This is a genomic window from Stenotrophomonas sp. 2201_Sma (genome assembly GCF_056486685.1).
Window position 1 is genome coordinate 3,516,206 of record NZ_CM151329.1, and the last position, 23,639, is coordinate 3,539,844.

Annotated in this window: 20 protein-coding genes and 1 pseudogene; 5 read left to right on the forward strand and 16 right to left on the reverse strand. The window is 65.9% G+C overall.

Annotation, left to right across the window (positions count from 1 at the left end; genetic code table 11):
* Positions 1-37: 37 nt before the first annotated feature.
* The 3 genes from ACZLIF_RS16280 to sucC all read right to left on the reverse strand — a co-directional run bounded on the left by ACZLIF_RS16280 (position 38) and on the right by sucC (position 3,951).
* Positions 38-1,672: an NAD+ synthase gene (locus tag ACZLIF_RS16280; RefSeq protein WP_065181642.1), complete on the reverse strand. Its 1,635-nt coding sequence runs from the start codon at positions 1,670-1,672 to the stop codon at positions 38-40.
* A 209-nt stretch (positions 1,673-1,881) separates the two neighbouring features.
* Positions 1,882-2,757, reverse strand: coding sequence for a succinate--CoA ligase subunit alpha (gene sucD / locus ACZLIF_RS16285; RefSeq protein WP_128988429.1), 876 nt, complete (start codon positions 2,755-2,757; stop codon positions 1,882-1,884).
* Between the two features lie 24 nt (positions 2,758-2,781).
* Positions 2,782-3,951, reverse strand: coding sequence for an ADP-forming succinate--CoA ligase subunit beta (sucC, locus tag ACZLIF_RS16290; protein WP_005418614.1), 1,170 nt, complete (start codon positions 3,949-3,951; stop codon positions 2,782-2,784).
* A 330-nt stretch (positions 3,952-4,281) separates the two neighbouring features.
* Between sucC and ACZLIF_RS16295 the strand changes: the two genes are divergently transcribed.
* Together ACZLIF_RS16295 and ACZLIF_RS16300 are read left to right on the forward strand one after the other, a co-directional pair.
* A complete protein-coding gene (locus ACZLIF_RS16295) occupies positions 4,282-5,901 on the forward strand; it encodes a sensor histidine kinase (protein WP_053517024.1) in 1,620 nt (539 codons plus the stop codon).
* Between the two features lie 54 nt (positions 5,902-5,955).
* The gene (locus tag ACZLIF_RS16300; protein WP_053517026.1) at positions 5,956-7,329 is read left to right on the forward strand and encodes a sigma-54-dependent transcriptional regulator; all 1,374 of its coding nucleotides are present in this window, start codon (positions 5,956-5,958) and stop codon (positions 7,327-7,329) included.
* A 69-nt stretch (positions 7,330-7,398) separates the two neighbouring features.
* On the opposite strand, the gene pilB is transcribed toward ACZLIF_RS16300, so the two are convergent.
* The 3 genes from pilB to ACZLIF_RS16315 all read right to left on the reverse strand — a co-directional run bounded on the left by pilB (position 7,399) and on the right by ACZLIF_RS16315 (position 12,811).
* Entirely contained in the window at positions 7,399-9,126 is a 1,728-nt protein-coding gene (gene pilB, locus ACZLIF_RS16305; protein WP_128988431.1) for a type IV-A pilus assembly ATPase PilB, read from the reverse strand.
* 11 nt (positions 9,127-9,137) lie between these two features.
* The gene (locus ACZLIF_RS16310) at positions 9,138-12,185 is read right to left on the reverse strand and encodes a fused MFS/spermidine synthase (protein ID WP_128988433.1); all 3,048 of its coding nucleotides are present in this window, start codon (positions 12,183-12,185) and stop codon (positions 9,138-9,140) included.
* A 179-nt stretch (positions 12,186-12,364) separates the two neighbouring features.
* Positions 12,365-12,811, reverse strand: a complete 447-nt coding sequence (locus ACZLIF_RS16315) for a pilin (RefSeq protein WP_065175779.1) — start codon at positions 12,809-12,811, stop codon at positions 12,365-12,367.
* 361 nt (positions 12,812-13,172) lie between these two features.
* On the opposite strand from ACZLIF_RS16315, the gene ACZLIF_RS16320 reads away from it, so the two are divergent.
* Genes ACZLIF_RS16320 through coaE form a run of 3 tightly spaced genes read left to right on the forward strand, consistent with a single transcriptional unit; the run spans position 13,173 to position 15,924 of the window.
* Entirely contained in the window at positions 13,173-14,432 is a 1,260-nt protein-coding gene (locus tag ACZLIF_RS16320; RefSeq protein ID WP_128988437.1) for a type II secretion system F family protein, read from the forward strand.
* 6 nt (positions 14,433-14,438) lie between these two features.
* Complete coding sequence (locus ACZLIF_RS16325) at positions 14,439-15,302, forward strand: prepilin peptidase (RefSeq protein WP_053517036.1); 864 nt, start codon at positions 14,439-14,441, stop codon at positions 15,300-15,302.
* A gap of 10 nt (positions 15,303-15,312) precedes the next feature.
* A complete protein-coding gene (gene coaE / locus ACZLIF_RS16330) occupies positions 15,313-15,924 on the forward strand; it encodes a dephospho-CoA kinase (protein ID WP_128988439.1) in 612 nt (203 codons plus the stop codon).
* Positions 15,925-15,980: 56 nt separating this feature from the next.
* On the opposite strand, the gene ACZLIF_RS16335 is transcribed toward coaE, so the two are convergent.
* From ACZLIF_RS16335 to ACZLIF_RS16380, 10 genes and pseudogenes are all read right to left on the reverse strand, one after another.
* Positions 15,981-16,364, reverse strand: a complete 384-nt coding sequence (locus tag ACZLIF_RS16335; RefSeq protein ID WP_128988442.1) for a hypothetical protein — start codon at positions 16,362-16,364, stop codon at positions 15,981-15,983.
* A 259-nt stretch (positions 16,365-16,623) separates the two neighbouring features.
* On the reverse strand, positions 16,624-17,994 hold the full coding sequence (locus ACZLIF_RS16340; RefSeq protein WP_053517042.1) for a sensor histidine kinase: 1,371 nt from the start codon (positions 17,992-17,994) through the stop codon (positions 16,624-16,626).
* Positions 17,957-18,634: a response regulator transcription factor gene (locus ACZLIF_RS16345; protein ID WP_053517044.1), complete on the reverse strand. Its 678-nt coding sequence runs from the start codon at positions 18,632-18,634 to the stop codon at positions 17,957-17,959. Before ACZLIF_RS16345 ends, ACZLIF_RS16340 begins: the two co-directional genes overlap by 38 nt.
* A 217-nt stretch (positions 18,635-18,851) precedes the next feature.
* Entirely contained in the window at positions 18,852-19,325 is a 474-nt protein-coding gene (locus tag ACZLIF_RS16350) for a hypothetical protein (protein ID WP_241685954.1), read from the reverse strand.
* 103 nt (positions 19,326-19,428) lie between these two features.
* Positions 19,429-19,905, reverse strand: coding sequence for a hypothetical protein (locus tag ACZLIF_RS16355; RefSeq protein ID WP_128988444.1), 477 nt, complete (start codon positions 19,903-19,905; stop codon positions 19,429-19,431).
* 253 nt (positions 19,906-20,158) lie between these two features.
* A complete protein-coding gene (rimK, locus tag ACZLIF_RS16360; RefSeq protein WP_065181793.1) occupies positions 20,159-21,037 on the reverse strand; it encodes a 30S ribosomal protein S6--L-glutamate ligase in 879 nt (292 codons plus the stop codon).
* Positions 21,038-21,127: 90 nt separating this feature from the next.
* Positions 21,128-22,285 carry a hypothetical protein gene (locus tag ACZLIF_RS16365; RefSeq protein ID WP_128988446.1) on the reverse strand — a complete coding sequence of 386 codons (1,158 nt, stop codon included), beginning with the start codon at positions 22,283-22,285 and terminating at the stop codon, positions 21,128-21,130.
* A 26-nt stretch (positions 22,286-22,311) separates the two neighbouring features.
* The gene (locus ACZLIF_RS16370; RefSeq protein ID WP_128988448.1) at positions 22,312-22,539 is read right to left on the reverse strand and encodes a hypothetical protein; all 228 of its coding nucleotides are present in this window, start codon (positions 22,537-22,539) and stop codon (positions 22,312-22,314) included.
* Positions 22,540-22,746: 207 nt separating this feature from the next.
* Positions 22,747-22,857, reverse strand: a pseudogene (locus ACZLIF_RS16375) (30S ribosomal protein S6--L-glutamate ligase); the annotation flags it as partial.
* Between the two features lie 178 nt (positions 22,858-23,035).
* The gene (locus ACZLIF_RS16380; protein ID WP_128988450.1) at positions 23,036-23,482 is read right to left on the reverse strand and encodes a hypothetical protein; all 447 of its coding nucleotides are present in this window, start codon (positions 23,480-23,482) and stop codon (positions 23,036-23,038) included.
* Between the last annotated feature and the right edge of the window lie 157 nt (positions 23,483-23,639).

Genomic DNA, 23,639 nt, shown 5'->3' on the forward strand with positions numbered 1-23,639 from the left:
GGGCCCGCCATGGCCGGGCCCTGCGGAGGCGCGGGCCTCAGCCCTTGTAGCCGTTGCTGATCGGATAGCGGCGTTCGCGGCCGAAGGCGCGACGGGAGACCTTCGGCCCCGGTGCGGCCTGGTGCCGCTTCCACTCGCTGATGCGCACCAGCCGCAGCACGCGGTCGACCACGGCCGCATCGTAACCGGCTGCAACAATCTCGGCGCGCGACTGCTCCTGGTCGACGTAGCGGTACAGGATGCCGTCCAGCACGTCGTAGGCCGGCAGCGAATCCTGGTCCAGCTGGTTCTCGCGCAGTTCGGCCGACGGCGGGCGGCTGATCACGGCCGGCGGAATCACCGGCGCCCCCCCCACGGTATTGCGCCACTTCGACAGACCGAATACTTCGGTCTTGTACAGATCCTTCAACGGCGCGTAGCCGCCACACATGTCACCGTAGATGGTGGCGTAGCCGACCGCATACTCGCTCTTGTTGCCGGTGGTCAGCAGCAGGCCACCGAACTTGTTGGCCAGCGCCATCAGGATCACGCCGCGGCTGCGCGACTGCAGGTTCTCCTCGGTCACATCCGGGGTTGTGCCCTCGAACAGCGGCGCCAGCGATTCCATCAGGCCCTTGAACGCCGGCTCGATCGACACCGCTTCCAGCTTCACTCCCAACGCCTGGCACTGCTCTGCAGCCAGATCGTTGGACAGGCCTGCGGTATAGCGTGACGGCAGGCGCACGGCAGTCACGTTCTCGGCCCCCATCGCATCCACCGCCAGGGCCAGCACCAGGGCCGAATCGATGCCGCCGGACAGGCCCAGCCACACCTTCGTGAAACCATTCTTGCGGCAGTAATCCTGGATGCCACGGGTCACCGCGCGCCAGGCCAGGGCGTCCATGCTCTCGTCGCCGTCGTCCATCCAGACGTGCGGCATGAAGCGCCGGCTGGCACCGTCGTACTCCACCACCAGCCACTGGTCGACGAACGCAGCGGCGGCCGGGTGCACCGTACCGTCGCCATCGGCCACCACCGAAGCGCCGTCGAATACCAGTGCGTCCTGGCCACCGACAACATTGAGATACGCGATCGCCGCACCGCTCTCGCGGGTGCGCGCGGCCAGCACGGCATCGCGCTGGGCGTGCTTGCCGCGCTCGTAGGGCGAGGCATTGGGCACCACCACCAGCTGCGCGCCAGCACGCACGGTATCGGCCAGCGGCTCAGCGAACCACAGGTCCTCGCAGATCAGCAGGCCCACCGGAATGCCGTCGACGTCGAACACGCAGCTGCCGCCATCAGGATCGACGTCGAAGTAGCGGCGCTCGTCGAACACCGCGTAGTTGGGCAGCTCGCGCTTGCGATAGGTCTGTTCGACCCGGCCATCGCGCAGCACGCTGGCGGCGTTGTACACCACCGCGCCCGCCGCCTGCGGCCAGCCGACCACGGCGGTGATGCCGCGGCAGGCAGCTGCAATGCGCGCGATCGCCTGCTCGCATTCGTACAGGAACCCCGGACGCAGCAGCAGGTCTTCCGGCGGATAGCCGCTGACCGCCAGCTCGGGGAACATCACCAGCCCGGCGCCATACTCATCGCGCGCCTGGCCGATCATCTCGATGATGCGCTCGGTATTGCCGGCGACATCGCCGACCGGAAAATCGAACTGCGCCATCGCGATGCGGATCGAAGCCATGGAAGTCCAGCCTGTGGTTGCAATGGCCCATTGTAACGCCGCACCGTGTGCCTGCCGGGCGGACCCTGCAGGTAGCGCCGGGGCCATGGCCGGCGGATGACTGCGCGACGCCCAGACGCAGAAAAGCCGCCCGGAGGCGGCTTTTCCAAAGCGAGCCGAGCATGGGCTCGGCTCTACAGAATCGTGCCGGCCGGAGGCCGGCGACGATCTTACTTCACCAGCTTGGCGATGGCAGCGCCCAGGTCGCCCGGCGAACGCACAGTGACGACACCAGCCGCTTCCATGGCGGCGAACTTGCCTTCCGCCGTGCCCTTGCCGCCGGAGGCGATCGCACCGGCATGGCCCATGCGCTTGCCGGCCGGAGCCGAGGCACCGGCGATGAAACCGACGACCGGCTTCTTCACGTGGTTCTTGATGTATTCCGCACCAGCTTCCTCGGCGTCGCCACCGATCTCGCCGACCATGATGATGCCTTCGGTCTGCGGGTCTTCGTTGAACAGCTTCAGGCAGTCAACGAAGTTCAGGCCGTTGATCGGGTCGCCGCCGATGCCGATGCAGGTGGACTGGCCCAGGCCGACTTCGGTGGTCTGCTTGACCGCTTCATAGGTCAGGGTGCCCGAACGCGACACGATGCCGATCTTGCCGGGCTTGTGGATGTGGCCCGGCATGATGCCGATCTTGCACTCACCCGGGGTGATGACACCCGGGCAGTTCGGGCCGATCAGCACGGTGTCCGGGTAGGAACGGGTCAGCACGTTCTTGACGCGCAGCATGTCCAGCACCGGGATGCCTTCGGTGATGCAGACGATGACCTTGATGCCGGCAGCTGCGGCTTCCAGGATCGCGTCGGCCGCGAACGGCGGCGGCACGTAGATGACCGAAGCATCGGCGCCGGTGCTCTGCACGGCGTCGGCAACGGTGTTGAAGACCGGCAGGTCGATGTGGGTGGTGCCACCCTTGCCCGGGGTCACGCCGCCAACAACCTGGGTGCCGTACTCGATCATCTGAGTCGCGTGGAAGGTGCCCTGCTGGCCGGTGAAGCCCTGCACGATCACCTTGGTGTTCTTGTTAATCAAAACAGACATGGGAATTTCCTTCGGTGTCGTGGATCAGGCGGCGTTCTTGACCGCTTCAACGACTTTCTTGGCGCCGTCGTTGATGTTGTCAGCCGGGATGATGGCCATGCCGCTGTCACGCAGCAGCTGCTTGCCTTCTTCCACGTTGGTGCCTTCCAGGCGCACCACGACCGGCACCTTGACGCCCACTTCCTTCACGGCGGCGATGATGCCCTCGGCGATCATGTCGCAGCGGACGATGCCGCCGAAGATGTTGACGAAGATGCCTTCCACCTTGTCCGAGGACAGGATCAGCTTGAACGCTTCGATGACGCGCTGCTTGTTGGCACCGCCGCCCACGTCCAGGAAGTTCGCCGGCTCGCCGCCGTTGAGCTTGATGACGTCCATGGTCGCCATGGCCAGGCCCGCGCCGTTCACCATGCAGCCGATGTTGCCGTCCATGGTGACGTAGTTGATGTCCAGCTCCGAAGCGGTTACTTCGGTTTCATCTTCCTGGGACTTGTCGCGCATCGCGACCAGTTCCTTGTGGCGGAAGTTGGCGTTGTCGTCGCTGTTGAACTTGCCGTCCAGCGCGTACAGGTTGCCGTCGTCCAGGATCGCCAGCGGGTTGATCTCAACCAGCGCCAGGTCCTTTTCGTTGAAGATGCGGTACAGGTTCACCATGATGTTGGCGAACTGGCCGGCCTGCTTGGCGGTCAGGCCCATCTTGAAGCCGATGTCACGGCCGTGGTAACCCTGCACGCCCTCGACGAAGTCCACATTCAGGGTGTGGATCTTGTCCGGGGTCTCGGCAGCCACCTGCTCGATTTCCATGCCGCCTTCCGAGGAGGCGATGTAGCTGATGGTGCGGGTGCCGCGATCCACCAGGACCGACAGGTACAGTTCCTTGACGATCTCACCGGCGGTGGTCACCAGCACCAGGTTGATCGGCAGCTCGACGCCGGCGGTCTGGTAGGTGGCCATCTTGGTGCCGAGCATCTTGGCCGCTGCGGCCTTCACGTCATCGACGGTCTTGCAGAACTTGACGCCGCCAGCCTTGCCGCGGCCGCCAGCGTGGATCTGCGCCTTGACCATCCAGGGGCCCTGGCCCAGCGACTGGGCGACTTCAACCGCCTCGTCCGGAGTAGCCGCGACCTTGCCGGCCGGGACCGGGATGCCGTATTCGGCAAGCAGTTGTTTTGCCTGGTATTCGTGGAAATTCATGCGTCACCGTGGGAATAGGAACGACCGCACGCAATTCCTCAGGGCCTCCGGGGGAGGCACCGGCACGGACCGCGGCGGGCCCACTATTGTGGCCGAGCCGGCGCCGGGGCGCAAAGAAGTCTGTACGCAGTACCGGATCCGGGCGGATTTCCGCTGTCATTCAGGCAGTTGCGGATCGCCGGCAGCCGCCCGGCCGCCCTCGCCACAGGCCGATTGCGCGACGCGGACCCGCGGCCGGGCATCGCCACGACCGTATACTGGGCATCTGCGTCCGCTCGGGCATGCCCGTCGCACAACCCAGATCCAGGCAGCCAGAAGGGGAGTTCCGGCGTGTCACCCAGTGCTTCATTGATCGACCGCATCGAATCGATTCCGCGGCGCGAGCTGTACTTCTTCGCCCTGTACCGGGTGCTGATCGCAGCCGTGATCGCCGCCCTGCTGTACAGCCCGTTGTCGATGATGGTCGGCGAGGCCCACCACCCGCGGCTGGCCTACACCGTCGGCGCGGCCTACCTGGCGTTGTCGCTGCTGGCCCTGGCGATCGGCCGCAACGAACGCTGGCTGCGGCCGATCGTGGTCACCGGCGTGCTGGTGGACATCATCGCCGCCATCCTGCTGGCCCACGCCCTGCCCGGCGCCAGTGCCGGCATCTCGATGTCGCTGCTGTTCAACATCGCCGCGGCCGCCACCCTGCTGCCGCTGAGCTGGGGTCTTGGGCTGGCCCTGGCGGCGAGCCTGGCAACGGTGGGCGAATACCTGTGGAAGCTGCTGGAGGGCGGCGACCCGACCCGCACCCTGGCCGAACTGGCGATGTTCACGACCAGTTACCTGGCCCTGGCCTTCATCAGCTACCAGGTCGGCAGCCGCGCCCGCCGCAACCAGCAGCTGGCCAACCAGCGCGGTGACGAGGTGGCCAATCTGTTCCAGATCAACGAACTGATCATCCGCCGCATGCGCACCGGCGTGCTGGTGGTGGATGCCGACAGCCGCATCACGCTGGCCAACGAGGCTGCCTCGATGCTGCTCGGCGACAGCGACGGTGCGGGCGGAACCGGCCGCCTCGATCTGGCCAGCGTCGCACCCGAGCTGGCCCGTCGCCTGCAGCGCTGGCGCAACGGCTGGACCCAGGACGAACTGCCGCTGCAGCTCAATCCGGACCAACCCGAAGTGCAACCGCGCTTCGCGCGCCTGCTGGCCGGCAGCGAACTGGCCCTGGTCTTCCTGGATGATTCCAGCGTGGTGTCGCGGCGCGCCGAGTCGCTCACCCTGTCGGCGATGGGCCGCTTCTCGGCCAGCCTGGCCCATGAGATCCGCAATCCGCTGGCGGCGATCAACTATGCCGTGCAGCTGCTGGAAGAAGGTACCGGCTTCAACGAAAGCGACCGCCGCCTGCTGCAGATCATCCGCCAGCAGTGCCAGCGCACCAACGGCATCGTCGAGAGCGTGCTGGGCCTGGCCCGGCGCGAACGTGCCACTCCGGAGAACGTGGATCTGGTCGCCTTCGTGCGCCGCTTCGTGCTGGAGTACAAGCAGGGCCAGACGCTGGAAACCGACAGCATCGAACCGATCGTCAGCGACACCTCGGTGCCGGCGCAGGTCGACACCCGCCACCTCTACCAGGTGCTGACCGTGCTGGTGCACAACGCCCTGAAGTACGGCCGCATCGGCCAGCAGCCGGCCCGCGTGCGGCTACGTGTGGCCCGGCACGAACGCAGCGCGGTGATCGACGTGATGGACCGTGGCCCCGGCATTCCCGAAAGCGTGGCGGCGCAGCTGTTCCGGCCGTTCTTCACCACCTCCGAGCACGGCACCGGCCTGGGCTTGTACATCGCCCGCGAATTGTGCAGGGCCAACCAGGCACGGCTGGATTACATCCCGGTGCCAGCCGGTGGCTCGTGCTTCCGCTTGGTCCTGCCAGGTCCGCACACCCTGCTGCCCGATGGTTCCTGATTCTGTGCGTCAAACATTTGTCGCTTTCAGCCCCCTCGTTTATCTTTTCCGCCCATGAACGAAACCCGCAGCGCCCTCGTCGTCGACGACGAACGCGACATCCGCGAACTGCTGGTGCTGACGCTCGGCCGCATGGGGCTGCGCATCAGTACTGCAGCCAACCTCGCCGAAGCGCGCGAGCTGCTGGCCAGCAATCCTTATGACCTGTGCATCACCGACATGCGCCTGCCGGATGGCAACGGCATCGAGCTGGTCAGCGAGATCGCCCAGCACTACCCGCGCACACCGGTGGCGATGATCACCGCCTTCGGCAGCATGGATCTGGCAGTGGAAGCCCTGAAGGCGGGCGCCTTCGACTTCGTCAGCAAGCCGGTGGACATCGCCGTACTGCGCGGACTGGTCAAGCACGCGCTGGAACTGAACAACAGCGAGCGGCCCGTACCGGGCCCCGTCGCCGAACAGGGCGCCCGGCTGCTCGGCAATTCGCCGGCGATGGACGTGTTGCGTGCCACCATCGGCAAAGTGGCGCGCAGCCAGGCCCCGGTCTACATCCTCGGCGAATCCGGCGTCGGCAAGGAACTGGTCGCGCGGACCATCCACACCCAGGGGGCACGTGCTGCCGGGCCGTTCGTGCCGGTCAACTGCGGCGCGATTCCCGGCGAACTGATGGAGAGCGAGTTCTTCGGCCACCGCAAGGGCAGCTTCAGCGGCGCCCACGCCGACAAGCCCGGCCTGTTCCAGGCCGCCCATGGTGGCACCCTGTTCCTGGATGAGGTCGCCGAGCTGCCGCTGCAGATGCAGGTGAAGCTGTTGCGCGCGATCCAGGAGAAGTCGGTGCGCGCGGTGGGTGCGGCCAGCGAGGAACCGGTCGATGTGCGCATCCTGTCGGCCACCCACAAGGATCTGGCCGAGCTGGTCGAGGACGGCCGCTTCCGCCACGACCTGTACTACCGCATCAATGTGATCGAACTGAAGGTGCCGCCGCTGCGCGAACGCCGCCAGGATCTGCCGGAGCTGGCCGCTGCCGTGCTGGCACGGCTGGCCCGCAGCCACGGCCGCACCACGCCGCTGCTCGCGCCCTCGGCGCTGGAGGCACTGGCGCAGTACGCCTTCCCCGGCAACGTGCGCGAACTGGAGAACATCCTTGAGCGCGCGCTGGCCCTGGCCGAGGAAGACCGCATCGGTGTCGACGATCTGCGCCTGCCGCAACACGCCCCCCGCATGCCCGGCAACGGCACGGCCGCCGAAGCCGTGGTCGATCTGCAGCCGGGCAGTGCCGCCCTGCCCTCGTACATCGAACAGCTCGAACGCAGCGCCATCCAGCGCGCGCTGGAAGAAAACCGCTGGAACAAGACCCGTACCGCCGCGCAGCTGGGCATCACCTTCCGCGCGCTGCGCTACAAGCTGAAGAAGCTGGGCATGGAGTAAGGGCCGCAAGACCCAGCGGTCGGATCCCTTTCCGCAGGAAAGGGCTCCGACGCCGCCAGCACAACCGCGTCAATCCTTGGTAACGCGATTGATCTCGGCCAGGCTGGTCACACCCGCCGCGACCTTCCTCAATGCCGACTGCCGCAGGTCATTGACCCCGATCGCCTGCGCGGCTTCGGCAATCTGCAGCGCATTGCCACCGGCCAGCACGATCGTGGCGATCTCGTCGGTCATCGGCATCACCTGGTAGATACCGGTGCGGCCCTTGTAACCCTCGGTGCATTCATCACAGCCCACCGCCTCATGCAGCTGGATGCCCTCATCCAGCTGGGCCTGGGTGAAGCCCTCGGCCAGCAATGCATGCTCCGGCAGCTGCGCCGGGCGCTTGCAGTTCGGGCACAGCCGTCGCGCCAGACGCTGGGCGATCACCAGGGTCACCGAGCTGGTGATGTTGTACGGCGCGATGCCCATGTTCATCAGGCGCGAGATGGTCTGCGGCGCGTCGTTGGTATGCAGGGTGGACAGCACCATGTGGCCGGTCTGCGCGGCCTTGATGGCGATCTCGGCGGTCTCCAGGTCGCGGATTTCGCCGACCATGATGATGTCCGGATCCTGGCGCAGGAACGAGCGCAACGCAGCGGCGAACGTCATGCCGCGCTTGTTGTTCTGCTGCACCTGGTTGACGCCGGGCAGCCGGATTTCCACCGGGTCTTCCGCCGTGGAGATGTTGCGCGTCTCGTCGTTGAGAATGCCCAGCGCGGTATACAGCGACACCGTCTTGCCCGAACCGGTCGGCCCGGTCACCAGCACCATGCCGTACGGCTTGTGGATCGCATCCAGGAACAGCTTCTGCTGGTCGGGCTCATAGCCGAGCTTATCGATGCCCAGCTTGGCGGCACTGCCGTCGAGGATACGCAGCACGACCTTCTCGCCGAACAGCGTCGGCAACGTGCTCACACGGAAATCGATCTGCTTGGACTTGGACAGGTTGAGCTTGATGCGGCCATCCTGCGGCACGCGCTTCTCGGCGATGTCCAGCTGTGCCATCACCTTCAGGCGCGCGGCGATGCGCTGGTTCAGCTTCACCGGCGCGCGCGCGACCATCTTCAACAGCCCGTCGATGCGCAGGCGCACGCGGTAATCGTCTTCGTACGGCTCGAAATGGATGTCCGACGCGCCCTTGCGGATCGCATCGACCAGCACCTTGTTGACGAACTTCACCACCGGGGTGTCGTCGCCCTTGGCATCGATGCCGGAGTCGCCACCCGCACCATCCTCATCGCCCAGGCCCACGTCGAGGTTGGCCATCCCCTCATCGTCACCGCCCAGCGCGTCACCCAGCGTGTCGTGGCTGGCGTGCCACTGTTCCAGAGTGCGGCGGATCTGGTCCTCGTCGACCAGGATCGGCTCCACCACCAGGTTGGTGTGGAACTTGATCTCGTCCAGTGCGTGGGTCGGGTTGCTGGTGCCGACGAACAGCTTCCCGCCACGCTTGAACAGCGGCAGTACGTTGTGCTTGCGCAGCAGTTCCTCGCTGACCAGGCTCATCGCGTTCTGGCTGGCATCGAAGGTCGAGACGTCGAACAGCGGCATGCCGAACTCGACCGCATTGGCCGCGGCCAGCTGTGCTGCCCCCACCACCTTGTTCTGCGCGAACCACTGCGGCAGCGGCTGCCGCGCGGCGGCGGCCCGGGTCATGGCGTCGCGGGCGGTGGCTTCGTCCAGCGCACCATCCTGGACCAGGCGGCGCGCCAGCCCGGTGATGCCGACAAGGTTGGGGGATGAAACAACGCTCATGGGAGTCCTCGTTACTCGTGCCCTGACGGCCGGAATTCAGTTTCAGAAACGGGTTGCCGGCCCATAGCGGCCAGGTAGCTCAGCAAACGCAGCGGTCCGTTTCCTCGCGCATCGGGCGCGAGCGCCTTCCAGTACTGGTCCGTCAGTTGCCGCGACGCCGTGGTATCCCCCAGCTGCCGCGCAGCGTGCTGCATTGCACCGAACAGATAATAGCCGGTGGCCGGGTCGGCCAGCAGCGTCGGCGCATGCTCGCTGCCCAACAATCGCCGGCCTTCCGTGAGTACAGCGTGGTGGTCGTCGGTGGCCGCGGCGGCAACCAGGGCAAGGCTGGCGGACACGACGGGATCGGCCGGGGTGCACTCCATCCAGTCGCGCTGCGCCCAGAGGGCCGCCCGCTGCGCTGCCGGCAGGAACGGGATCGTTTCTCCGGCCAGCACGAACAGCAGCCGGGTGGTTTCCATCGGAGATCCGTCCAGTTCGCAGCGCGCTGCCAGCCCACGCAGCGCCTGCGCACTCATCCAATCGGCATCCGCCACATCCGTGGGCGCCTCGCCCTGCAGGAAAGCTGCCACGGCCCGTGCGGTCGGACGTTTGTCATCCCGGCTGGACGCCGGTTGCGGCAGACCCGCCGCAGCACCTGCCAACTGCCCCGTTGGCGGCGCACTGACAATCCGCCAGGGGGCCGTCATCACCTGCTGGAAATCACGGGTGAACGCCCCCTGGAAACGTGCCACCGGGGCATTCAACTTCAAGGTCGGGAAATAATCGGAATTGCGCGCGGCCGGATACAGAGGAACGAAGGCGCGCAGCGCTGCGTCATCCATGGACAGGGCGTTCTCCAGATCGGCCACCGAATGCACGCCGATCCGCGCCAGTTCCCCGCGCAGCTGCGGCTGCTGGAACAGGCTGCCCTTCATCGGCGGCAACGTGCCCTTCGGCGTCGCCACCAGGATCAGGTCGCCACGATTGGCCAGGTAAGCGCGCACATCGGAGAACTGTTCCAGCAGCCCCGCCAGTACCGAGCTGACCAGTTCGGGGGTGATCTCATACAGCTGCAGCCACTGCACGAACACGCCACCTTCGTTGAGCTGCTGTGGCACGAACGCATAGAACTCGTCGCTGAACAGCGCCGCCGTTCCACCCACCCAGGGATTGGACGGCTCGGAAATGATCAGATCGTACTTGCGCGGACTGGCGGCGAAATAGGACTTCGCATCGTCGATCACCACGTGCGAGCGCGGATCGTTGAAGGCGCGCTCGACACGCTCGCCGAACAGACGCGCGCCCTCCACCATGGCCGGCTCGATCTCCACCGTTTCCACCCGCCCGACGCGCTGGTCGCCCAACAGCGTGTGCGTGCTGAGCCCGGATCCGAAACCGATCACACCGACGCGCTGGTAATCATCGCGCAGCGCCAACGGCAGAGCCGCCAGCAGGATCATGGTCGATTCGTCGCTGGTGGGTGCCTGTGCCATCGACACGGCCATGCCTGCATCCACTTTGCCGTTGGTGGCGATGGCACGCATGCGGCCGATCGGCTGAGTGCTTTCATAGACCGCCACGGTGGCCGTCTGCCCATCGCGCGAGAACAGCATCGTGGCGGTATCCGCCAGACGGGCCGTGCCATGGCGGTACACCGACGAATTCAGCACCAGCGGATCGAAGCGGACCAGCACGATGGCCGCCACTACGCCAGCGACACCCAGCGCGCCAGCCTGCCACAGTGGCGAGCGCAGACGGCCCGGAGCCGCAAGCCGAAGGCGCTGCAGCAGCACCAGGCCCAGCACGATGTCGACCACCGCCGCGACCAGCAGCGCGTACTTCAGCCCCAGCAGCGGCATCAGCAGATGGATGGCAACCAGCACACCGACGATCGCGCCGAGCGTATTGAACGCATAGGCCTGGCCGATCGCGCGCTCGCCCTGCCCGGCGCGCAGCAGCGCCAGGGTCAGCAACGGCAGCGTCATGCCGGCGAAGAACGCCGCCGGGAACATCACCAGGCCGGCAATGGCGGCACTGGCCAGGTTGTACAGCACGTAGCCATCCGCACTGCGCACGATGACCCGCATCAGCCAGCCGACCCAATCGAAGGCCTGCGCATAGACGAACATCGAGGCCAGCGCCGCCAGCCCCATCCACACCTGCACCCAGCCGGCGACGCGCAGGGGCGACGGCATCCGGTCGGCGCGGCGGCGCAGCCACAGGCCACCGAAGGCAATGCCGAGGATGAACGCCGCCAGCATCAGCTCGAACGAATGCAGCGTGGTGCCGAGTGCGAGCGACAGCATGCGCACCCAGGTGATTTCGTAGACGAAGGACGACGCGCCGGTCGCCGCCGCGACCAGCAGCACCAGCCGCACCGGCACTGCGGTCGCAGGTCGTACGCCGCCGGCAGCCGGCGCGGCGGAGGCCACTACCGCAGGCGCGCTGCCGTCGCGGGCCAGTGGATAGACCAGGATGGCCACCACGATGTTGAGCAGGCCGGCACTGAGGACGGTGCCCGGCAGTCCTACCGCCGGCAGCAGCGCGTAGGTCGCCACCAGGGCGCCGGCGGCCGCGCCCAGGCTGTTGGAGAAATAGAGCCCAGCCAGCACCTCACCCTGCGATCCGGGCTGCAGGCGCATGTAACCCGCACTCATCAGCGGGAAGGTCGCGCCCAGCAGGATGCATTGCGGCAGCACCAGGGCCGTGGCCAGCGCCCAGCGCAGCGCCGTGGACGAGGTCCCCTCCATGCCCGGCATGAGGTGGGTGTATGCCCAGCCGGTCACGCCCTGGAACAGCCCGTCGAAACCGATGCCCAGCACCCCGATCACCAGCTCGATGACCGCGTAGGCCAGCAGCGGCCGGCGCAGCAGTGCACTGCGGCGGCTGACCAGCCACGCCCCCAGCGCCATGCCGCCCATGAACAGGATCAGCACCAGCGATTGCGCGTGCGAGGAATGCCCCAGGAACAGCCCCAGGTACTGCGTCCAGATGGACTGGTAGATCAGCCCGGCGAAGCCGGACACCACGAAGATCAGAAGCAGCCGTGGGCCATGGCTGAATGAAGGACGGCGCATTGCGAACTCCCCAGTCGCACGGTCGAATCTGCAAGGAGACACCATCCGGGGGCATCTCGCAAGGATTTACATGACTGCGTTGAGACTACGAAGAGGAATCGTCTTGATGGCTGACATAAAAAAAAGAACAGGGAGCCAAAAGCTCCCTGTTCTTCATCCGATCACACTAGCTGTGAGATTCACTCTTCCGGAGTTTCTTCCTCACCGGCACCGGCCTGGCAGGAACCCGGGCGGAACTTGACATCGATCGAGCCACCGCAGCTCCAGCTCGGAACCACGCCCTTCGAGCCATCACCCGACGGGGTCAGCGTGATGGTCTTGTTGTCGATCAGGGTATCGCCAACGCCCTTCGCAGTGGCAACGATTGACTTGCCATCCCATTCCAGCTTGGAGACGTACTGAGTTTCCTGGAAGTCCGGCTTCCACGACGCCGGCGGCAGGGCATTGTTGCTGGCCACGTATTCCGACACGTCGGTACGCAGCGAAGAAGCCGCAAGGATCACTTCCGAGACCTTGGCCTTCTTGGTGTAGTTCGAGTAAGCCGGCAGCGCGATGGCGGCCAGGATGGCGATGATCGCAACGACGATCATCAGTTCGATCAGGGTGAAGCCCTTCTGGTTCTTCATGGTGGTACGTCCCCAAGTAGTGGTGGTTGATTTTCCGGGTGCGGCAACCGGCCGGCCAGATGACCGGATGAGCAGGCTGCCCGTCCCCGCGGGTGGATCAACGCAGGTTGCGTGCCAATCTCCCATGGCCACGCCTCCCCCGATTTCCCCGCGCCAATGATGGCAGCTATTTCGCGGATGGGAACCCCCCTGCGCCGAATCTGCGATGGACGCGGCAATGTGACGCAGCGCGTCACCTTCCGCCTCGACGCGTCGAAAACCCTGCACGCCGTCACGCCGGCAGGCTCCCCGGACGGGCCTGAACCGGCTACCATCGCCGCTCAGGATGCCCGCCTGGGGATGGCGGGCCTGGGGAGCCAACATGTCTGTGAGTCGCAGTGCGATCAAGAAGGAGCCCGTGGCCCGCGCCACGATGGAGCTGCAGCCGTTTGTCTGGGAGGGGACCGACAAGCGGGGCATAAAGATGAAGGGTGAGCAGCTGGCGAAGAACGCCAATATGCTGCGCGCCGAACTGCGCAAACAGGGCATCAGCCCGGGCCAGGTCAAGCCCAAGCCGAAGCCGCTGTTCGGTGCGGCCGGCAAGCCGGTCTCGCCGAAGGACATCGCGTTCTTCAGCCGGCAGATGGCCACGATGATGAAGTCCGGCGTGCCGATCGTGTCGGCGCTGGAGATCATCGGCAGCGGGCACAAGAACCCGCGCATGAAGAAGATGGTGGACACGATCCGCACCGACATCGAGGGCGGCTCGTCGCTGTACGAGGCCATCAGCAAGCATCCGGTGCAGTTCGATGAGCTCTACCGCAACCTGGTACGGGCCGGCGAAAGCGCCGGCGTGCTGGAGACCGTGCTGGACACCATCGCCTCCTACAAGGAAAACCTGGAGGCGCTGAAGGGCAAGATCAAGAAGGCGCTGTTCTACCCGGCCATGGTGCTGGTGGTGGCGTTCCTGGTCAGCACGATCCTGCTTGTCTGGGTGGTCCCGCAGTTCGAGGAAGTCTTCCAGAGCTTCGGTGCCGACCTGCCGGCATTCACCCAGATGGTGGTGAACCTGTCGCGGTTCATGGTGTCGTGGTGGTGGCTGATGGCCATCGTCGCCATCGGCGCGGTGGTGGCGATCGCCATGACCTACCGGCGATCGGAGAAGATGCAGCACACCGTCGACCGGCTGATCCTGAAGGTGCCGGTGATCGGCCAGATCATGCACAACAGTGCGATCGCCCGCTTCTCCCGCACCACAGCGGTGACCTTCAAGGCCGGCGTGCCGCTGGTGGAGGCCCTGGGCATCGTCGCCGGCGCCACCGGCAACAAGGTCTACGGCGAGGCGGTGCTGCGCATGCGCGACGACGTTTCGGTCGGCTATCCGGTCAACATGGCGATGAAGCAGCTGAACCTGTTCCCGCACATGGTGATCCAGATGACCGGCATCGGCGAGGAGGCCGGCGCCCTTGACACCATGCTGTTCAAGGTCGCCGAATACTACGAGCAGGAGGTCAACAACGCCGTGGATGCCTTGAGCAGCCTGCTGGAACCGATGATCATGGTGTTCATTGGTACCATTGTCGGCGGCCTGGTCATTGCGATGTACCTGCCGATCTTCAAACTGGGCGCCGTCGTCGGATAAAAATACATGGCTTTTCTCGACCAGCACCCCGGCCTCGGCTACCCCGCCGCGGCCGGACTGGGACTGCTGCTGGGCAGTTTCCTCAATGTTGTCATCCTGCGCCTGCCCAAGCGGCTGGAATGGCAGTGGAAGCGCGATGCGCGCGAAGTGCTGGAGGAACCGGACTTCTACGAGCCGCCGCCGCCGGGCATCGTGGTCGAACCGTCGCACTGCCCGCATTGCAAGCACAAGCTGTCCTGGTACGAGAACATCCCGCTGTTCAGCTGGCTGATCCAGGGGGGCAAATGCCGCCACTGCAAGGCGCCGATCTCGCTGCAGTACCCGCTGGTGGAAGCGATGACCGCCCTGCTGGTGCTGGCCTGCGTGTGGCAGTTCGGCTTCGGCTGGCAGGGCTTCGGCGCCATCGTGCTGACCTGTTTCCTGATCGCGCTGTCCGGCATCGACCTGCGCACCCAGCTGCTGCCCGACCAGCTGACCCTGCCCCTGATGTGGCTGGGCCTGATCGGCAGCATCGACAATCTGTACATGCCCGCCAAGCCGGCCCTGGTCGGCGCCGCCGTGGGCTATCTGTCGCTGTGGACGGTCTGGTGGCTGTTCAAGCAGCTGACCGGCAAGGAGGGCATGGGCCATGGTGACTTCAAGCTGCTGGCGGCGCTCGGCGCCTGGTGCGGCCTGAAGGGCATCCTGCCGATCATCCTGCTGTCCTCGGTGATCGGCGCCATCGTCGGTTCGATCTGGCTCTACAGCCGGGGACGCGATCGCGCCACGCCGATTCCGTTCGGCCCGTACCTGGCCATCGCCGGCTGGTTGTTCTTCATGTGGGGCGAACCGCTGGTGGAGCGCTACCTGGCCCTGAGCGGCCTGCGCTGAGGGCGCCGCCGTGAGCCGCTACGTGGTCGGCCTGACCGGCGGCATCGCGGCCGGCAAGAGCGAAGTGACGCGGCGCTTCGAAGCGCTGGGCATCGTGGTGGCCGACGCCGATCTGGCCGCCCGCGCGGTGGTGGCCACCGGCAGCCCGGCACTGGCCCGCATTGCCGACCGGTTCGGCACGGACATGCTGCTGGCCGATGGCAGCCTGGACCGGGCGCGCCTGCGCACCCATGTCTTCGCTGACCCGGCCGAACGGACGGCACTGGAAGCCATCACCCACCCCGCCATCCGCCTGTTGATGCAGCAGCAGTGCACGCAGGCGTCGAGCCCATACGCCATTGCTGCGATTCCGCTGCTGACCGAGGTGGGCGGCCGCCAGGCCTATCCATGGCTCGATCGGATACTGCTGGTGGATGCACCCGAAGGCGTACAGCACGCCCGGCTGATGCAGCGCGATGGCATCGACGCCGCGCTGGCCGACCGGATGATCGCCGCCCAGGCCAGCCGCGCGCAGCGCCGGGCACTGGCCGATGACGTGGTGGTCAACGATGGGCAGCCGGACGACCTGCAGGCGCAGGTGGAGGCGCTGCACCACCGCTATCTGGCACTGGCCGCGAGCTGACCCGCCGGGCACGTGCCCGGCGTTGCAGAATCGTCGTGGCAGTGCCCCCCCCGCCATCACTGCAATGTGGCTGTCCCCCTGATTCTCTCGGCCTGCAGCTGCTGCTGCACGTGACACGTCAGTTCCCGCGCGGCCAGAATCAGGCCTTCCATCGCGCCCGGTGGCAGCACGTTCTGCTGGCCGCCCCGCGTGCGCGCGATGTGCGCGGCATACATCACCCGGGTCAGGGTGCTAAGACCTTCGACGGCGCGCCTGAGATCGGCAGGCTGCACTGCGTCGGCGCTGACACCGCCGGCGTCGATTGGCGTCTGCTGGGCCGGCATATGGCCGTCGCAGCGGGACAGTACGTCCTCGACGCGCTGGGCGACGTCCGGAGACAACTGGCTGATCGAGTCACCGACCAGTTGATGCAGGTTGGGGTAACGGATGCGATGCGACATGGCGATGCTCCTGGCAGCCGGCAGAGTGCGCGGGCTGACATCTTGGCCATCTGCACGTCCGGCAATCAGGAGGGAAAAGCGTCAACTGCGCTGTGACTATCCGGAACCGTGAGATCGGACACGCAGCGGACGCGGCAGGGCGTGCGCGCGCCGGGTTTCTGGCCGTGCAGAACAGATGCGTTCATGCCGTTAGCGACAGCGACGCCCTGGAAGAGGCGTCCCTGTAGGGCCGGGCCCTGCTCCGCAGGCAAAGGATCTGCTACAGCGGCCTGGGCGAGAACGTCAGCGTTGCGATCACGCCGCGCTCGCCCCCCGGGCGCACGCTGACCTGCCAGCCGTACAGGTCGCAGAGGCGGCTGACGATCGACAGGCCGATGCCGCCGCCCTGCGAATGGCCCGCGTGCGTACCGCGGTAACCGCGCTGGAACAGCTTGGCCGCATCTTCCTCGCTCAGGCCCGGACCACTGTCGGTGACCGAGACCGAGTTGGCCCCTACGTGCACGCGGACTTCGCCATCCTGCGAGTACTTCACCGCGTTGCCGATGAGGTTGCCCAGGGCCACCGAAAGCGCGGCCTCGGGCGCGTCGATCACCAGGTTGCGCTCGCCCTCCAGCGCCAGTTCCAGGGGTTTGCCCCCCAGCTGCGCGCGGTGCGCGTCCAGCAGTTGCTCGGCCACGCGGGCAACATTGCTGGTGCCCTGCCCCCGCTCGTTCCGGGACAGCAGCAGCAAAGCGCCGATCAGATCACTGCACTGCTGCTCGGCACGTTGGATGCGCTGCAGGCGCTGCAGCACCTTTTCATCCAGGCCGGGACGGGTCAGCAGCAGCTCGGTGGCACCGCGGATCACCGCCAGCGGCGTGCGCAGTTCGTGGCTGACGTCCGCATTGAACTCACGGTCGCGCTGCACCACTTCGGTCAATCGCGAGGAGTAGTCGTCCAGCGCCTGGGCCAGCTGGCCCACTTCGTCGTCGGGGAAGCGCGGCGCCAGCGGCTCAGGCTCGCTGGTGCCGCCCCGGTAGGCGCGCAGGCGGGCCGCCAGGTCCGATACCGGCTTCATCACCTTCGAGGCCGACCACCAGCCCAGCACCAGCGACAGCAGGCTGAACACCAGCACCGACAGCACCAGCGCACGGTTGAGCTGCTTGCTGCCGCGCATGCTGTCGGTCATGTCATAGGCCAGGAAGAACCACGCATCGTCGGCTTTGCGCACGGCAAGCTTGTAGGCGTACGGCTGCCCCTGTTCGTCGGTCCCGCTGAGGTTGTAGTTGCCGGTCTGCAGGTCAGCCCATTGCGGCCAGGACTCACGCGCCTTGTCGAACTTGTCCGCCGAATAGGCATACGCGCGGATCTGCTGTACCGGCACGGCCGGATTGCGTCCGGGGTGCTCGTAGAAGCGACGGGCGTATTCTTCAATGTTGTGGTTGATCACATCCTCGACCAGCTGGTTCTCCACCCGAATCCGGGCCCAGTTGGTGGCGAACGCGAACAGTGTTGTCAGGCAGAAGCCCAACAACACGAATGACACGATGATTCGACTGCGCAGGCGGCGCCGATACGGCGTGCGCCGGCGCTCCCCCTTGGTTGCCACGGGATCAGCTTTCCGGGGTGGCGATGCGGTATCCGATGCCATGGCGGGTCTGGATCAGCGGCACTTCGAACGGCTTGTCGACCACGGCACGCAGACCGTGGATATGGACGCGCAGCGAATCCGAGTCGGGCAGTTCCTCGCCCCACACGCGGGTTTCCAGTTCCTGGCGGGTGACCACGGCCGGCGCCGCTTCCATCAGCGCCTGCAGGATTTTCAGTGCGGTCGGGTTGAGCTGCAGCAGCTTGCCCTGGCGGCGCACTTCCAGCGTGTCCAGGTTGTACTCCAGGTCGCCGGTTTCCAGCACGCGGGTCTGCACCCCCTTGCCACGTCGGGACAGCGCGTTCAAACGCACTTCCACTTCCTGCAACGCGAACGGCTTGATCAGGTAGTCGTCCGCACCGGAATCAAAACCCGCCAGCTTGTTGTCCAGCGAGTCGCGAGCGGTCAGCATCAGCACCGGGGTCTGCTTGCGCGCTTCGTTGCGAAGCTTGCGGCAGACCTCGATTCCGTCCATGCCCGGCAGGTTGAGATCCAGCACGATCGCGTCGAACTCGTGCACTACGGCCAGATGCAGTCCGGTCACGCCATCGGCGGCGAAGTCCACGGTGTGGCCCCGGTCCTCGAGGTAGTCGCCCAGATTGGCGGCGATATCGCTGTTGTCTTCTATTACAAGAATGCGCACTGGGACCTCTGTTTCGTGAAGGGTCGTCGGGGGGCCATGCCCACTCCCGCAGGGTGGACCCGTGGAAGTGGACGCGACGTCTACCTGCTGAACGATACAGGTTCCATTCTTAACATTTCGTACCGGACATGTTGCTACTGCATCTACTCCAGCAAGGCACGCGCGCGGCCCAGCGCGGCCTGCCCCTGCGGCCGCACGGCCACCGCCCAGGACTGCGTCAATCCAAGGGCGGCGGGTTGTTGCCCTGAGCCCGATACATCAGGTCGCGGCTGGACCTGGTCGCCTCGCGCCGTTGCGCCACCGTCATACACACGTTCTGCGGCATGTTGCTGCCGATCTGGCGCTCACGGCGGCACACCATCCTGCTGTCGGCTTTGGCCTTGGTCAGAAGGGTATTGACCTCCTCCTGGTCATTGAAGACCTCGACCTTGTCCTGCGGTGCCAGACTGTCGGCACTGTCGTGAGCGCCCACCCGCGCGCGGATACGGGACAGCGCGGCCTGCACACGACTCTTGTCCTCGGTGGAGATTTCGCTGTATTCCTCGTCATTGAGCGCCGCTTCAACACGCTGGATCTGCATCGCCAGCGGCTCACGCACGTTGAGCTGGACCACCTCCTTGCCGGACTTGGCTTCGGCCGAGACAGCAAGACCCAGGCACAGTGCCAATGCGAACGTTGTGGTACGGAACATTTCCACCTCCAGTGTCATCCATGAACGGAAACCGAACTCTACGACCGGAGCGCAGCCTCCACAAGGGACTACCGGCAGGGTGTCCCATGGCGGTTGGGATGGATCAGTAGCCCGATGCAGGATCAAGATTGTTGAACGTGCGCTGGTCATTGATCAGCGCCTTGCCCTTTTCTTCGATGCGGCGACGTTCGGCGACAGTGAGGCAACGGCCCTTGGGCATGTTGCTGCCGGTGGTGCGCTGGTAGGTACAGACCTGGCGGCTGTCGTCGTGCGCGCGGGCGAGCAGCTGGTTGACCCGCTCCTGGTCGTTGAACACCTGCGCCTGTATCTGCGGCGGCAGCTCATCGACCCGCTGCCGGCCCCCCATGCGCTGGGTGATGCGGGCCAGCGCCTGCTGGATCTGGCTGCGGTCATCGGCGCTCAGTTCGGCGTACTCCGGCGCCTGCAGCGCCTGCTCGACCTGTTGGACCTGGCCGGCAACCGGAGCCTGGCGATCCATCTGCAGGGCGCTCTTCTCTGTCTTGGCGACAGCAGCGCCCGACAGGCACAGCACCAACGCGATCATCGTGACGCGGTACATCGCCTACCCCCCGGTCCATCGGAACGAAGGCCCAACTCTACGAGCGCCTCCGGGCCGCCACAAGTGGCGCGTGGCCTACGGACGCGCATAAAAAAGGCCCAGGCGGTGCACCCGCCTGGGCCTGAAGTCGTATCCCGATACCGATCCTGCTGAGAGGCAGAGCTGCGGTTCGCTGAAGCCTACGCCCGCACCGATTAAAGGCATGTTAAAGCAGCGTCTCATCACCAAAAGAGAATCTCAACCTACTGAAAAATCAGGATTTTTTCAGCTTCTCGACGTGCTCGATGATGCGCATGGCCACGTCCACTCCGCAGGCTGCCTCGATGCCTTCCAGGCCCGGGGTCGAGTTGACCTCCAGCACCAGCGGGCCCCGCTGCGAGCGGATCAGGTCGACGCCGCAGACCGACAACCCTAGAGCCTTGGCCGAGCGCACCGCGACCTGCTGTTCGGCGCGACTGGCCTTGGCCGCCACGGCGGTGCCGCCGGCGTGCAGGTTGGAGCGGAAGTCGCCTTCGGGCGCCTGCCGCTGCATCGAGGCCACCACCTGGTCGCCGACCACGAAACACCGCAGATCGGCTCCCTTGGCCTCACCGATGAACTCCTGCATGAGGAAGTTGGCATACAGGCCACGCAGCGCCTCGACGATCCCGCGCGAGGCACTGGCCTTCTCGGTCAGGATCACGCCGCGCCCCTGCGTTCCCTCGTTGAGCTTCACCACGTGTGGCGGCGGCCCCAGCATTGACAGCAGATCGACGGTGTCATCGGGGTTGTCGCCGAACACCGTGACCGGCATGTCGATGCCTTTGGCCGCCAGCAGCTGATGCGCGCGCAGCTTGTCGCGCGAGCGCAGGATCGCGTCGGACGGATTGGGCGTACGCGCGCCCATCAGCTCGAACTGGCGCAGGACCGCGGTGCCATAGCGCGTGATCGACGCACCGATGCGCGGAATGACCATGTCCACACCGGTCATCGGCCGCCCTTTGTAGTGCATCGAGAATCCGTCGGCAGCGATGCGCATGTAGCAGCGCAGCGGATCGAGGATGCGCACCGTGTGGCCGCGCGCACGCCCCGCCTCGACCAGCCGGCGGGTGGAATACAGGGAGCTGTTGCGGGACAGGATGGCGAGCTTCATCGCGGCGGGATCGGTCGGCAGGCGCGCAGCATAGCGCGGCCGTGTGGCGGGCGGATGATCGCCTCGGAGGCGCGCAGAGGGGACCGCCGATCAGCGACGTGGTACGCGCAGCGTGAAGCGTCCGTTACGTGCACGCACGATCAGCATTGTCTCCCGCCACTCCAACGCCAGTTCCAGGCAGGTGTGGGCGGTAGGTTGGCGATTCGGCGTACTGCCATCCCACGTCTCCGTGTAGGCCTCGCACTGCACGTCACCATCATCGCTCACGGCCAGCACGTCCACCCACACGGGTTCACGGGACGTCCCCACCCTTGCCCATGCGCTCGTGCTTATGGCTCGCCATTGACCTTCCCGGTGGACCAGCCAGACGCTGCCCTGCAGACGCATATCTGCGCCCAACAACACACCCCGCACTACCAGGCATTGGTTGCCGGGACTGACCATCATCTGCTTCAAGCTGCAGACATGCCGTTCGCTGTCGACACCGTCCAGCTGCAGCGCATAGGGCCGTATCCTGCAGAACAGCTCAGGATCAACCGTCAGGCGCAGATCGTCCGGCAGCAGCAGCGTGGCCAGCAGAATGCGGCCGTCTGGCAGCACGTGGCGCAGCTCCGCCTGCGGCGGGTCGACCAGCGCTGGATGATCGGGCGCCAGCCACAGACCGTGGTAGGGCTGCAGTTGCGTCCGCTCGCCAGGCAGGCTGCACACCCAGTCGGCGGCAGCGCGATCATCGTGCTGATGCCGGCGCTCATTCAGCGCCTGGTGGAACTCATGTGGCAGAAGAGCTGACAGCCGCCCCAGCACCTTATGCTGCTCGTCATAAACCATCACAACCCGACAAGAGTGGATCCAGGCCTGCGCAATACGCAACGATGTGCCTTCCAGATCAAACCACCCGGCGCTGCAGCTCTGCCCCCCCGAAACATCAATATCATCGACGATGGCACCGTCACGCAGCATCTGCGTGCTGCATACGGGCCCTCCCATACCAAGCTCTCCGCAATTCAGCAACACATCGTCGGCGGGCGGCTCCGTGGCAAAGGGCTGCAGCGGCTCGGAGCGCAGCGCCGCGCCTCCGGCTTCAGCACCCATCAGCGGAAAACGCTGCAGCACGCTGCCGACGACGCCGCCGGCCGCCAGTGCAGCCACCACGCCCAGCGGCGACCACCACACGATGCACATCGCCACCAACGTCAGCAACGGCAGCCATTTGATGATGAGCCGCAACGCGGTACGAACCAGGGCCATGCAGGTCGGCCGCAGGGTGCCGGCAACTATCGAAGACCGGCTCTCTTGGCCAGCACGAATGCCAGAAGCCCGAATGCGACCGCTGCGCCCTCCAGAAGATGTGGGGGAAAAAAGCCAAGAAAGATGTTCGCGCCCGCCAGAAACGCCGCGATGGCGGCAAGAAACGCAAACACAATCACGCCGACAGGCCGAACCGGTACAACAGGATCGGGGCCACGGCCAGCTTCCTGCTTCGACTGCTCATTGTGTTCCATCACATGACTCCGTGTGTGTGCATCCGCAAACTACGGGAAGCAGGAGGTGATTGCCATCTTCTCCTTCACCGTATGCCGCCGACGCGATTCTGGCCGGCTTCCGGTGTCTGATGGACACGGGCGGTTCCGGTCAAAAGCGACAGAAACCGCCTTCACCTGGAAACCGCGGGATCATCCGGAAGTTCATCGCACGGTATTCAGCGTTCAGCAGCGCAGCGGATCGAGGATGCGCACCGTGTGGCCGCGCGCACGCCCCGCTTCGACCAGCCGGCGGGTGGAATACAGGGAGCTGTTGCGGGACAGGATGGCGAGCTTCATCGCGGCGGGATCGACCGGCAGGCGCGCAGCACAGCGCGGCCGCGTGGCGGGCGGATGATGCCGCGCGGTTGCCGAGACAGGGGGCCACGGCCCAGCCAGCAACAGCCCGACACCGACGCCGTCGGACTGCGGCTGCGGCTGCGGCTGCGGCTGCGGCTGCGGCTGCGGCTGCCGCGTGCTATCGGCCCGTATTGATCCGTGCAACGACTTCCCGCACCCTCTTGGTGTAGGCCGCCACAAGCTGTCTGGACTGCTCCGGCGTGACGGCCTTGCCGACGTGGCCAGGCTGTGCGGCGTAGTCCCGCTGGAATTCACACATTTCCACGGACAGCGCACTGCTGACGTCGTCCTGGGCAATGGACGGCGCACCGGTACTGCCATCCGCATTGACGTTGATCAAGAACGCGCGGTCGCCCGTGTAGCCGCCGAAGCTGTTCTTCGCGTTGACCATCCCGCAGACAATCGTACCGTCGAACATCGCAAACGCCTGACGGATGACGATCTTTGCCGAGTCAGGATCCTTCAGCGCCCGACGGACCCCCGCCTCCGCTATGGCCCGATCAGCCTCGACTTTCTGCTTTCTTGCGTCTTCTTCGGTCGGCGTGCACGCCGCCGCAATACCCATCAACGCAACCGCAAGAACCCGATTCCGCATACCCCCCCCTGCCACTGGCTTGAATGTTGCCGCACTTTACCGGCTTATCGCCCCGCCAGACCATCGGCAAGCACCGGAAGCGCCCGCGCTTCACCGACTCACACAGCCGGCAGGCACAGAAAGATGC

Coding starts and splice junctions, on each gene's coding strand:
- ACZLIF_RS16280 (WP_065181642.1), bottom strand. CDS start 1,672: ATGGCTTCGATCCGCATCGCGATGGCGCAGTTCGATTTTCCGGTCGGC.
- sucD (WP_128988429.1), bottom strand. CDS start 2,757: ATGTCTGTTTTGATTAACAAGAACACCAAGGTGATCGTGCAGGGCTTC.
- sucC (WP_005418614.1), bottom strand. CDS start 3,951: ATGAATTTCCACGAATACCAGGCAAAACAACTGCTTGCCGAATACGGC.
- ACZLIF_RS16300 (WP_053517026.1), top strand. CDS start 5,956: ATGAACGAAACCCGCAGCGCCCTCGTCGTCGACGACGAACGCGACATC.
- pilB (WP_128988431.1), bottom strand. CDS start 9,126: ATGAGCGTTGTTTCATCCCCCAACCTTGTCGGCATCACCGGGCTGGCG.
- ACZLIF_RS16310 (WP_128988433.1), bottom strand. CDS start 12,185: ATGCGCCGTCCTTCATTCAGCCATGGCCCACGGCTGCTTCTGATCTTC.
- ACZLIF_RS16315 (WP_065175779.1), bottom strand. CDS start 12,811: ATGAAGAACCAGAAGGGCTTCACCCTGATCGAACTGATGATCGTCGTT.
- ACZLIF_RS16320 (WP_128988437.1), top strand. CDS start 13,173: ATGTCTGTGAGTCGCAGTGCGATCAAGAAGGAGCCCGTGGCCCGCGCC.
- ACZLIF_RS16325 (WP_053517036.1), top strand. CDS start 14,439: ATGGCTTTTCTCGACCAGCACCCCGGCCTCGGCTACCCCGCCGCGGCC.
- ACZLIF_RS16335 (WP_128988442.1), bottom strand. CDS start 16,364: ATGTCGCATCGCATCCGTTACCCCAACCTGCATCAACTGGTCGGTGAC.
- ACZLIF_RS16340 (WP_053517042.1), bottom strand. CDS start 17,994: ATGGCATCGGATACCGCATCGCCACCCCGGAAAGCTGATCCCGTGGCA.
- ACZLIF_RS16350 (WP_241685954.1), bottom strand. CDS start 19,325: ATGTTCCGTACCACAACGTTCGCATTGGCACTGTGCCTGGGTCTTGCT.
- ACZLIF_RS16355 (WP_128988444.1), bottom strand. CDS start 19,905: ATGTACCGCGTCACGATGATCGCGTTGGTGCTGTGCCTGTCGGGCGCT.
- rimK (WP_065181793.1), bottom strand. CDS start 21,037: ATGAAGCTCGCCATCCTGTCCCGCAACAGCTCCCTGTATTCCACCCGC.
- ACZLIF_RS16365 (WP_128988446.1), bottom strand. CDS start 22,285: ATGGCCCTGGTTCGTACCGCGTTGCGGCTCATCATCAAATGGCTGCCG.
- ACZLIF_RS16370 (WP_128988448.1), bottom strand. CDS start 22,539: ATGGAACACAATGAGCAGTCGAAGCAGGAAGCTGGCCGTGGCCCCGAT.
- ACZLIF_RS16380 (WP_128988450.1), bottom strand. CDS start 23,482: ATGGGTATTGCGGCGGCGTGCACGCCGACCGAAGAAGACGCAAGAAAG.